A 12796-nucleotide genomic window follows, 5' to 3' on the forward strand; every position below is an offset into this window, starting at 1 on the left:
ATGGCTGAACAGGAGCAAAAACAGAAACAGATCAATATAGAACTGGATGAAAAAACAGCTGAGGGGGTGTATTCCAACCTGGCTATCATCAACCATTCTGTTTCTGAATTTGTGGTCGATTTTATCAGTATGATGCCCGGGGCGCCCAAGGCTAAAGTGAAGAGCAGGATTATCCTGACACCACAACATGCCAAAAAGTTCCTCAAGGCACTCAGCGATAATGTGAATCGCTTTGAACAGGCCCACGGAGCTATCAAGGATTATGAACAACCTCCGATCCCGATAAATTTCGGGCCTACCGGAGAGGCATAATAAAAAAAGCCGCGCAAACTTGCGCGGCTTTTTTTATGGATGCCCCAGATTTCAGGTCCGAGCTAACTACAGTGTTAAAATCGATTTAATCAAATTCCGAAGTAAAATGCAGTTTTACGCTGGGATATTTCTGCTGTGTCATTTGTAATGAGAAGGCTGAGTCTGCCAGGAAAACCAGTTGACCGCGCTTATCCTTGGCCAGGAATTTCTGCTTCACCCGTTTAAACTCCTTGAATTCTTCATTGGATGGATCCTCCGGATCTACCCAGCAAGCCTTATGTACCGGAAAAGGTTCATAGGTGCATTTGGCTCCGTATTCGTGCTCCAGTCGGTACTGAATTACTTCATATTGCAGCGCTCCTACCGTTCCAATGACCTTTCTGCCATTCATCTCCAGGGTAAAAAGCTGGGCCACCCCCTCGTCCATCAACTGGTCTATTCCCTTGGCCAACTGCTTGGCTTTCATCGGGTCTGCATTGTTGATATATCGAAAATGCTCCGGGGAGAAACTGGGAATTCCTTTGTAATGCAGGATTTCCCCCTCGGTCAGGGTATCACCAATCTTAAAATTCCCCGTATCGTGTAATCCCACGATATCTCCCGGGTAAGAAGTATCCACAATTTCCTTTTTCTCGGCAAAAAAGGCATTGGGACTGGAGAACTTGAGCTTCTTGTTGTGTCGTACATGCAGGTAGGGTTTGTTGCGTTCAAAGGTTCCTGAAACAATCTTGACAAATGCGAGCCTGTCGCGGTGCTTAGGGTCCATATTGGCGTGGATCTTAAACACAAACCCTGTAAGATTTTCTTCATTCGCCTTTACAATACGTTCCTCTGCCTTCTTATCACGTGGTGCAGGCGCAATTTCTATAAAGCAATCCAGTAATTCACGTACCCCAAAGTTGTTCAGGGCCGAACCAAAAAATACAGGTTGTTGTTCACCTTTTAAATAGGCTTCCTTATCGAAGGCGGGATATACACCTTCTACCAATTCCAGGTTATCCCTTAGTGTTTCTGCCGCAGAAGTGCCTATTATCTTTTCCAGTTCCGGACTCTGGATATCAGAGAAGGATATGCTTTCTTCGATATGCTTTTTACTGTCCCCGCTGAAAAGGTTGATGCCCTGCTCGTATATATTGTAGATACCCTTAAAATCGTAACCCATGCCGATGGGAAAGCTAAGGGGCGTAACCTGCAACCCCAGTTTTTGCTCTACTTCATCCAGCAGGTCGAAGGCATCTTTACCTTCCCGGTCCAGCTTGTTTATAAAAACAATCATGGGGATGTTTCGCATACGGCAGACTTCTACCAGTTTCTCTGTCTGTTCCTCAACCCCCTTGGCCACGTCAATGACCACAATGACACTATCCACGGCGGTAAGCGTTCGGAACGTATCCTCTGCGAAGTCCTTGTGACCGGGCGTATCCAGGATATTGATCTTTTTGCCCTTGTATAAAAAAGCCAGAACAGAGGTAGCTACTGAGATCCCCCTCTGTCGCTCAATCTCCATGAAATCGCTGGTGGCAGATTTCTTGATCTTATTGCTTTTTACTGCCCCAGCTTCCTGTATTGCTCCACCAAAAAGTAACAGTTTTTCGGTAAGGGTGGTTTTCCCGGCATCGGGGTGGGAAATGATTCCAAACGTTCTCCGCTTCGCGATTTCTGCCTCAAAACTCATGCAAAAAAATTTGTGCAAAAATACATCAATTAATGCGAAGATCACTTGTATAATTAAAAGCTAATCAGGTGTTCATTGAAGAAATCAAAGACCATTGTCCACCTGAAATTAGCGGATACCACTGATCGATATTCTTAAACTTCTTACCGAAACTGAAAAATTTCTTAGCGCAAAAATGAGCTTTAAAATATGGGGTAAAAATCACGGAATAGTCCACTTCATCGAAGATACAGGTGTTTAGAAGAAGTTCTTAAAAGTTTGGTTGTTAATCCATTTGATGGTAGGAATATTGTATCTATATTGCACTTTGCTAAAGAGTTTCCCCAAGCTCTTAAAGAGAATTTTCCTACAGCATGTATGGTGATAAGTTTATCAAAACTATCAGGTATGGAACAACCTTTACGCCAGCATATCTTCTGGATTACCCTTCGGAGAATCGCCACATTTATTTGTGTTGTTTTTCTATTAGGTAGTACTTCAGAAACTACTTATGCCAACACTCTGGATTACAACCTTCCCTATGCAGATACAGATGGGGACGGAGTTGCGGATCAAAGCGATTTTGATGATGACAACGACGGAGTCATTGATACAACAGAAGACCTGAACGCCGATGGGGATAACAACCCAACTACCAATCCTACTGATACAGACAATGATGGGATTCCAGATTACCTGGATGTGGATTCTGATAATGACGGCATCATAGACAATCTGGAGGCACAGGGGGTGAATTATATCGCTCCGGCTGGCGTGGATGCGGATGGAAATGGTTTAGATGACAACTACGAAGAAACACCTGGTAGCTGTAATGGTTTAGAGCCTGTAGATACGGATGGAGATGGGATACCGGATTATCGCGACATTGATTCGGATAATGATGGGATCCTGGATAATATTGAAGCACAGAGTGCCGGATTCTACGAGGCGCCATCCGGGGAGGATGCGAATGGCAATGGACTGGATGATGCCTATGAAAGTAATGGTGAGGTTTGTGACTATAATGGCCCTGATACAAAGTATAAGGGCAAGGACAAGGTAACCCTATGCCATAAAGAAGATAAAAGCCCGAATAATCCAAGAAACGGGTTCCACGAAATAACCGTTGCACCGGCAGCAGTCCGCGCACATTTGGATCATGGTGATAAATTAGGCCCCTGCGGAAGTGGCTATTTTCCTGATTTAGGATTGTCGCCACTAGATACGGACGGTGATGGCCATCCTGATTTCAGGGATATCGATTCAGACAACGATGGTATACTGGATAATGTTGAAGCTCAGGATACAGAAAGTTTCCAGGCTCCTTGCGGAGTAGACAGTGACGGTAACGGATTGGATGATCATTATGAAAATTCTCCGGGATCAGGGGAGGGTATTACTCCCATAAATTCTGATAGCGATTCGTATCCGAATTTCCGTGACATCGATTCAGATGACGATGGAATTCCAGATAACGTAGAGGCACAGACCACTGCGGGTTACATTCCGCCTACGGGACAGGACAGCGATAATGATGGTCTGGACGATGCTTATGAGGGATCAGGCGATGAGGGAATCACGCCAGTCAACACAGACGGCACGGACGAGGTAGATTACCTGGATGCCGATACGGACAACGACCTGGTGGCCGATAACAATGAAGGGAACGACTTTAACTTTGATGGTATCCCGGATCAGCAGTACACGGGAACCGATACAGATGGTGACGGGCTGGATGATGGCTATGAGGGCAGCGATGTAAACGATGGCTTTGATGTCAACGATGAGATCGACGACCCGGCCAACGACCTTCCTGATACGGATGGTACCGAGGATGTAAACTACCGTGACATTGACGACGACGGTGATGGTATTGATACCCCGGATGAAGACGTAGATGAGGATGGCGATCCAACCAACGATGATTCAGACGAGGACGGAACACCAGACTACCTGGATCCGGATACTCCCAATGGTCCTGATACGGATGATGATGGTGTGCCGGATGCAATAGACATCGATGATGACAATGATGGTATCCTGGATACAGTGGAAGACCCTAACCTGGATGGAGACGACGATCCGTTAACCGATCCTCTTGACAGCGACGGGGACGGCAAACCTGATCACCTGGACATCGACTCAGATGACGATGGAATTCCAGATAACGTAGAGGCACAGACCACTGCGGGTTACATTCCGCCTACGGGACAGGACGGCGATAATGATGGTCTGGACGATGCTTATGAGGGATCAGGCGATGAGGGAATCACGCCAGTCAACACAGACGGCACGGACGAGGTAGATTACCTGGATGCCGATACGGACAACGACCTGGTAGCCGATAACAATGAAGGGAACGACTTTAACTTTGATGGTATCCCGGATCAGCAGTACACGGGAACCGATACGGATGGTGACGGGCTGGATGATGGCTATGAGGGCAGCGATGTAAACGATGGCTTTGATGTCAACGATGAGATCGACGACCCGGCCAACGACCTTCCTGATACGGATGGTACCGAGGATGTAAACTACCGTGACATTGATGATGACGGGGATGGTATTGATACCCCGGATGAAGACGTAGATGACGATGGCGATCCAACCAACGATGATTCAGACGAGGACGGAACACCAGATTATCTGGATCCATTTGTGGCGTCGCCAAATATTACACTTACCAAAGTAGATGTTTTTAACGATGAGAATGGGGATTTGGAGTATCAGGCCGGGGAAACCATTAGCTACATCTTTACGGTTACCAATACCGGAAATATTTCTTTGGAAAATATCACTGTGACAGATCCCCTGGTAACGGTTTCTGGTGGCCCACTTGCAAGCCTTGGGCCAGGTGAATCGGACAATACAACATTTACCGCTGTATATACCATTTCCCAGCAGGATCTGGATAGCGGTAATTTTACAAACAGTGCAACTGTTAGCGCTGATATACCAGATGGCGAGCCAATAAGTAGCTTATCTGACGACCCTGATGATCCTACAGACAGGGATATTGACGGGGACGGCAACCCTGATGATCCAACTGTGACAGATTTCGGCACTCCGCCGGTAATGCCCAATATTACCCTGCTCAAGGTTGATGTTTTCAATGATGAAAATGGCAATGGTGAAGTACAACCAGGGGAAACAATCAGCTATATTTTTACCGTAACCAATACTGGTAATATAACCCTGAGTAACATCACGGTAACCGATCCTTTGGTGACTGTTACAGGAGGGCCAATTGCAAGCCTGGAGCCAGGTGAATCGGATAGCACAACATTTACGGCAGTTTACACCATAACTGCGGAAGATATTCAAAACGGCAGCTTTACCAATAGCGCCACCGTATTTGCGGATGTGCCGGATGGGGAGACAATCAGCAGTTTGTCTGATGATCCGGACAATCCTACAGATCGCGATATTGATGGTGATGGCAACCCGGATGATCCAACTGTCACGGATTTCGGAGATCCACCATTAGGTTTTGCAGGCATTACCTTGCTGAAGATCGATACTTTCAATGATGAAAACGGAGATGGTATCTTCCAGGCAGGTGAAACCATAAGCTATACTTTTGTTGTGACCAATACAGGTACTATTACCCTGAGCAACATTGAGGTGACAGATCCACTGGTTAACGTAAGCGGAGGTCCGATCGCTACCCTGGAACCCAGGGAGTCAGACAGCACCACATTTACTGCTAGTTATACCCTGACCCAGCAGGATATTGAAAATGGCAGTTTCAGCAATTCGGCCTTTGTGATGGCAGATGTACCGGATGGGGACCCCATCAGCAGTTTGTCTGATGATCCTGACAATCCAACTGATGAGGATTCTGATGGTGATGGCAATCCTGATGATCCAACCGTCACCAGTATTGAGCAGGTAGCTTCCGTATCATTGCTTAAGGCTGCAGACAGTCCAACGTTTAGCGAGGCAGGCGAAACCGTAACTTATACGCTCACGGTAATCAACACCGGTAACTTGATTCTGCAGAACCTTGTGGTATCGGATCCCAATGCGATAATTACTTCCGGATCTCCTGTTTCGGCATTAAATCCAGGAGAAACTGCAACGGTAACCGCAGAACATCAGATTACTGCGGCCGATGTTAGCACTGGCGTCTTTATTAATACGGCGACGGTTGACGGCGATAGTGCCGCAGGAGCGGTAACAGACGATTCGGACGACCCGAACAACCCAACTGATTTTGATGCCAATGATGACGGGGAACCAGATGATCCAACGGTGATTAACCTGGATACTTCTTCAGTGGAAATAGAGGTAAATCAGATGGTAACGCCCAATGGTGATGGAAGGAATGACTTCCTGTTTATCCGTGGAGTACAGGCCGCCCTGAACAATTCGTTGAAGATTTACAACCGCTGGGGAGTAGTTGTCTACGAAGGAAATAATTACAATAACCTGACCAATGTTTTTGATGGCAGGTCCAGAGGTAGATCTACCATAAGCGTCAATGACTATCTTCCCGCCGGAGTATATTTCTATATCTTTGAGTACCAGAGAGATCAGAAAAATATTACAGACAAGGGGTATCTGTACATAAGCCAATAACTAAGAACAGCCTATGACCTTTAGAAATAAACTATTTGCCCTTGTATTCATTGTTGGGTCCGTTTTCACAGGATTGTATGCCCAGCAGGATGCACAATACACCCAATATATGTACAATACCATGAGTGTAAACCCTGCTTATGCGGGCTCTCGTGGGCAATTGAGTATAGCTGCGCTATACCGATCCCAATGGGTTGGATTAGACGGTGCACCCAAAACTCAGACCCTCAATTTGCACTCGCCTATCCGCAATAGCAAACTGGGTTATGGTATTTCCGTTGTGAACGATAATATAGGGGATGGGGTGGTGCAGGAAACCTATTTTGATGCCGTGCTTTCCTACACTCTGGATGTTTCCCGGGAAGGAAAACTCTCTTTTGGTTTAAAAGCTGGCGGTAGCCTGCTGAACCTTGATTTTGAGGGCTTGCGCAATTTTGATAATGAACCGATACAGGGCAATAATATTGAAAATAACTTTTCGCCTAATATTGGCCTCGGCCTTTATTACCATACCAATGTATTCTATGCAGGTATCTCTGCTCCTAATTTGTTTGAGTCTGATTATTTTGATAATTCGCAACGGGATGCCAACTCGGTGCAGTTTTTATCTGCAGAGCGAATCAATTTTTACCTAATTACAGGTTACGTTATTGACCTGAGCTACAATACCAAATTTAAACCTGCATTACTAACCAAGGTAGTAAGCGGGGCTCCTATACAGTTGGATCTTTCGGCCAGTTTCCTCTTTAATGAGAAATTTTCACTGGGCGCTGCCTACAGGTGGGACGCTGCAGTAAGCGCCTTGTTTGGTTTTCAAATCAGCGATCAGCTGATGATTGGACTGGCATACGACCGGGAAACTACCGAATTGGGCAGCACGGCATTTAATGATGGCTCTTTCGAGGTGTTCCTGAGGTTTGAACTGATCAGATCTTTCAATCGGCTTGTATCACCGCGATTCTTTTAATTCCTAATGGTTGTTATGATTAAAAAGATATTACCTGTTTTACTGATCTTTTCCTGCCTGTTGACATCAACCCAGGCACAGGAGGAACCATTGACAGCCCGGGATTCGGCACGACTTAAAAAATACCTGAATAAGGCAGACCGCCAGTTCCAGGACAAATCTTACAGCATTTCCATTGATATTTACGAGGCTGTGCTGTCCAAGAATCAGAACCAGTATATGACGCCCAATATGCTGAAGCTGGTTGGTGATTCCTATTATTTCAATGCTGCTTATAAGAAAGCCGCGAGGAACTACGAAATGCTGATCGAAAATTACAAAGACCAACCAGGAGTGGTTGGTCCTGAGTATTATTTCAAGTATGCCCAAAGCCTGAAGTCTCTGGGAGAATATGAAAAATCTGATGGCGTAATGCAGGAATTTGCCGGGATGGTTGCTGATGATGGCAGGGCCAGCAATTTTCTGAAGGGACAGGACTATTTGGATGCCATTGAAGCGGCTAAAGGCAGGTATTCGCTAGCCGAATTGGATATGGATATCAATTCCGAGTATTCGGACCTGGCGCCCTCATTTTACAAGGAGGGCCTGATCTTTTCATCGGACAGGGATACAGGTAACCTCGCAAGATATCGCCACACCTGGAATGCCATGGATTTCCTGGACCTGTACAAGATTAATGTAGACAGTGCATCCCAGGATAAACCTGCTAAATTTCACCTTGATACTGATTTTACTACACGTGTGCACGAATCTTCATCCATATTCACCAAGGATGGAAAGACCATGTATTTTACAGGAAATAACTACAGGAGTGGCAGGATTGTAGGGGACAAGCAGGGTGTGGTCAGGCTAAAAATATATCGAGCTCAGTTAAAGGATGATGAATGGGTGGTGGAGGACGATCTGCCCATAAATTCAGACGCCTTCTCTACTGCGCATCCGGCTTTGAGCCCTGATGAGCGTAAGTTATACTTTGCTTCAGACAGGCATAATCCATCGGTTGAATCCGATCTGTATGTGGTATCCATAAATGAGGATGGCAGCATCACCGAAGACCCCGTGCCACTTAAAGGTAACATTAACACGGGAGCACGGGAAACCTTTCCCTTTGTGAGCAGTGAAGGTATCCTTTACTTTTCCTCAGACGGGCATCCCGGGCTGGGAGGACTGGATGTTTTTTCCACAAAGATTGAGGCAGACAGGCCACAAAGCCCGGTTGAGAACCTTGGAGAACCCATAAACAGTAATATGGACGACTTCAGCCTGGTGATCAACGAGGATACGCGCTTAGGCTATTTTGCCTCCAATCGTGAAGGAGGAAAGGGTTATGACGACATTTACACCTTTACCAAAGCACCTGAATGTATTCAAACCGTAACGGGAACGGTACGTGACAAAGTAACCAATGAATTACTGATTGGAGCTACAATTAAAGTAATCAATGATAAAAATGAGGAAATCCTCAGCACCTTCACTGACGAAAACGGGCAGTACAGCCTTACCCTGGACCGTTATAAGTTGAATTTCGTTCGGGCCCAGGCAGAAGGGTATACTCCGGCAGAGGAATTCCTGGAAAGAGGAAAATGCCGTCCACCAAGAATAATCGATTTTTACCTGGAGCGGGATGAGGTTACCTGTGGTGATGATTTATCTGTATTGATACCGGAGCTAAGAAGCACTATTTATTTTGATTTTGACAAGGATATAATCCGCGATGATGCCAAACCACAGATTGAACTGGTTATTGCGATAATGGAGAAATATCCCAGCCTCAACATCAAACTCAAGGCTCACACCGATGCCCAGGGACCAGATGCTTACAATATGGATCTCTCGCGAAGAAGAGCGCAGGCTACTGTGGACTATATCCTGGCTAATTCTGATAAAATCAGTCCTTCCAGGTTAGAAGCCGAAGGGTATGGAGAAAGCCAGCTGGCCAATCCGGATTGCCCCAATGGTGTAAGATGTTCGGATAAGGAACACGAAAAGAACCGGCGCACCGAATTCATCATCTGCGGGGAATAGGCAACATCCTACTTATAAGTCGCCGTTTTTAGCAAGCCAGAAAGACCCTGCTTTCAGGGTTTGATCGACGAAAAGATAGGTGATTTCTCAGGGTTTTTTTATGATCACCCCTACGTAATCTGTTTCTTCACAGGCAAATATGCCGCGTACACAACAATTATTTTAATAAGGCAATTGAAACCTTCAGTTTTGTAATATCTGAAAATCTGCATTTTCGGATCAGTGTCAAGCGCCTTGTAAATGATAGCAGATTATTTTTATTTAAAACAGACCTCTTTTAGAGCCGGGTTGGCCAAAATATCTATTTGGTTGATAATTCTCCTTTTTATACCTGTAATGGGATTCAGCCAGGTAGGCGTTGGTGCTAATTTCGGCGTGGAAGCTGATGCATACTCGGGGGACGCCACTTCAGGCGCTGGTACGGACGACTGGTTTTATAATGGCATAACGGGAGCAGGGGTAATCGATGAGGCTACAGCAACCGCTATGGGCTATGCAGCCCAGCTGGCGGCCGGCAATAACATTGCATTTGACCTGCGCCAAAGCATTCCTAATTACTCTTCAAACAATGGCTATTTATGGTACAGTGCCCGATATGGTCGTGATTATGTTAGTAGTATATCCAATGATTTGACAACTTTTACAGCAGGGGGTAACGGTGATAACCCCCAAACAGCATGGACTACAGCTTCAGGTACGGTACCTAATAAAACAGATATTGTTGACGCTGCTGTTCATATGCGCAGGGATGGGGTAGACGTTACGGACGACCTGTGGGTAAATCTTATGATCTCCACCCTCTCGTCTTCAGGGAACCACTTTGTAGATTTTGAATTATTTGTATCAGAAATACAGGCCAGTGGTTCCGGTTTTACTAATTCAGGTACTCAGGAAGGCCATACTGCCTGGGAATTCGATGGGTCAGGTAATGTTACGCAGATAGGGGATATGGTAATTGGCTTTTCCTATAGCGGGGGAGGCGTTTCTGGAGTTGAGGTACGCCTATGGGTCGATCGATCCATATTTAACCCGGGATCATCTCCCGGAGGTACTTCTACCTTTGTTTGGGGTTCCAATATTGATGGAGGTAGTACTTATGGATATGGACAGATCGTCGTTCCACCTGGTAGCCTTCTAAGCAACGTTAATTCCGTTGCAATGCAGGGCCCACCCTGGGGTACTACAAACACTTCGGGATATTCTACAAATTTCAATCAGGATTATTTTGCCGAGGTAGCAGTGAATTTTACACAGCTTGGTTTCGATCCCCGGGCTCTATTTGGACCAGGAGCTGCCTGTGATTCGCCTTTCAGTGCCGTATTGCCTAAATCACGAACATCTACTTCATTTGCTTCGGCTTTAAAAGATTTCGTGGGTCCTCTGGATTTCCTCGGAAGTGCAACTAATTCGCAGGTAAATACCGCTATAGTTGATCCTGGTGCTTTTGATTCCTGTGCAACGGGAGAAACGCGTACCCTGCAGGCAGAATTCTATTCTGCAAGCGCTGAATATACCTGGTATTCCCTTACGCCAGGTGTTGTATTCCCTGCCAATGGCCTGGATACAATTAGCGGCATAGCCATGGATTCGGTAGTGATTGATACACCCGGTGATTACCAGTTAGGGATTGCTCCACTACTGGGATGTAACCCAACTGTAGATAATGCGGATATCCTTGGTGTATGGAGTATCCCCTGTCCCCAAAATGATTCCTATACGCTGGTCTCTAATAATACTCTCAATGAGCCGGCATCAGGGGTTATCACAAACGATCCGGATAGCGACCCCGGTGATACCTTATCCGTCAATACAACTCCAGTAGTCAATGCAACCAACGGAACACTCACCCTTTTTGCAGATGGAAGTTTTACCTATGTTCCCAACCCGGGATTTATTGGATCCGATACATTTACCTATGAGGTGTGTGATTCGCATGGCTTATGTGATACAGCAGTGGTCAACCTCACTGTCAGGACAGGCGGCATTATCACAAACAGACGTATTACTTACCGAGTAAATCAGGACTAGCTCCAAATGAGGCTGTTACAGCCTTTATTTTAGGTGTTTTCTTACATCTACCTCCCTGCAAACCCCATTACAATTGAGCTGATCGACCAACGAATTTTCCAAATAAATGGAGGTTTTTTCGATGAACACCTCAGCTTTTATACCCTAGACACTACTAAAAACCACTTACACAACAATTATTTCCCTGGGGTAGCTATAAACCTAATTTTGTACGTTGTTATACTAGTGTTTACACCATTTTGGATACGTATAACACTCAAATAATGAGCAACTTGACCAATAAAGCGGAAAGTTTCGGACCAATATGGTCCCGGTGGCCTCTAAGGTACCGGGACTATGCCAGTACCCATGAAACCGTAGAAATCCCGGATTTTTCGTGTGAAATCGGGATGCTAATTGAAATGATTAACCAAATCAAAAAAGACCAATACGCCTCCTGAATTTGAGGGGTATTCGATTACAAGAAAAGATAGTACCATGGATAAAAGAATTTTAATCTTATTATTTCTGATATCCAGTTTCGCGTACTCCCAGACCACTGTGACCTTGCAGGACCAGTGTAATTGTGAAGTACTTAGCGGAACTGCGGTGACCTCAGCAGGGGCTACCACACCTTCGGGGGCGGATATAGGAGATATCTATGTCAATACCAATACCGGGACTATCTATTTCTGGGATGGTGATTCCTGGGAACTGACTTCCAGCGACGACCAGCAATTGCAGAACTTCAGCTTTGACAGTGCTTCTAACATTCTTACACTTCAGATTGAAAATGGAAATACGGTTACCGTAGATCTCTCTACCCTTAGTAATACTGGTACAGATGACCAGACCATTGGTTTGGCCGGGAATATCCTTACCCTCGAAGACGGGGGTACCGTTGATTTAACGCCTTATCTGGATAATACAGACGACCAGACCATAACAACTTTCAACCTGGATGCCAGTAATATTCTGACACTAACCCTGGAAAATGGTAATACGCAGACGGTGGATCTTTCAGGTTTAATAGGAACTGATGATCAGACCGCTGCTGAGGTAATATATAACAATACCACAAGCGGGCTTACTGCTACCAATGTACAGGATGCGATCGATGAGATCAACGCAGCTGCAGGCACAGTATCCCTGGTAGACAATACTGATGGTACCTACACCTTTACCGATGCCGGTGGAAACGTAACGACCATTACCGATACCTCAATCTCTACATTGGCCGACAACGGCAA

The 12796-nt window shown here is 45.6% G+C and carries 7 protein-coding genes; 6 read left to right on the forward strand and 1 reads right to left on the reverse strand.

Annotation, left to right across the window (positions count from 1 at the left end; all coding sequences use genetic code 11):
- Entirely contained in the window at nucleotides 1–312 is a 312-nt protein-coding gene (locus OO016_RS06970) for a DUF3467 domain-containing protein (RefSeq protein WP_266011895.1), read from the forward strand.
- Nucleotides 313–397: 85 nt separating this feature from the next.
- Here the strand turns inward: OO016_RS06970 and OO016_RS06975 are convergent, their stop codons facing one another.
- On the reverse strand, nucleotides 398–1987 hold the full coding sequence (locus OO016_RS06975; protein WP_266011897.1) for a peptide chain release factor 3: 1590 nt from the start codon (nucleotides 1985–1987) through the stop codon (nucleotides 398–400).
- Between the two features lie 387 nt (nucleotides 1988–2374).
- Here OO016_RS06975 and OO016_RS06980 point away from each other — a divergent pair, with 387 nt between their 5' ends.
- The 5 genes from OO016_RS06980 to OO016_RS07000 all read left to right on the forward strand — a co-directional run.
- Nucleotides 2375–6547, forward strand: a complete 4173-nt coding sequence (locus OO016_RS06980; protein WP_266011899.1) for a CLIPPER-2 domain-containing protein — start codon at nucleotides 2375–2377, stop codon at nucleotides 6545–6547.
- Nucleotides 6548–6560: 13 nt separating this feature from the next.
- Complete coding sequence (locus OO016_RS06985) at nucleotides 6561–7514, forward strand: PorP/SprF family type IX secretion system membrane protein (RefSeq protein WP_266011901.1); 954 nt, start codon at nucleotides 6561–6563, stop codon at nucleotides 7512–7514.
- A gap of 15 nt (nucleotides 7515–7529) precedes the next feature.
- Complete coding sequence (locus OO016_RS06990) at nucleotides 7530–9539, forward strand: OmpA family protein (protein ID WP_266011903.1); 2010 nt, start codon at nucleotides 7530–7532, stop codon at nucleotides 9537–9539.
- Between the two features lie 309 nt (nucleotides 9540–9848).
- Nucleotides 9849–11567, forward strand: a complete 1719-nt coding sequence (locus OO016_RS06995; protein WP_266011905.1) for an Ig-like domain-containing protein — start codon at nucleotides 9849–9851, stop codon at nucleotides 11565–11567.
- Between the two features lie 477 nt (nucleotides 11568–12044).
- A partial coding sequence (locus tag OO016_RS07000; RefSeq protein ID WP_266011906.1) for a hypothetical protein occupies nucleotides 12045–12796 on the forward strand: 752 nt, incomplete at its 3' end.

This window comes from Lentiprolixibacter aurantiacus (assembly GCF_026241225.1).
Taxonomy (GTDB): Bacteria; Bacteroidota; Bacteroidia; order Flavobacteriales; family Flavobacteriaceae; genus Lentiprolixibacter; species Lentiprolixibacter aurantiacus.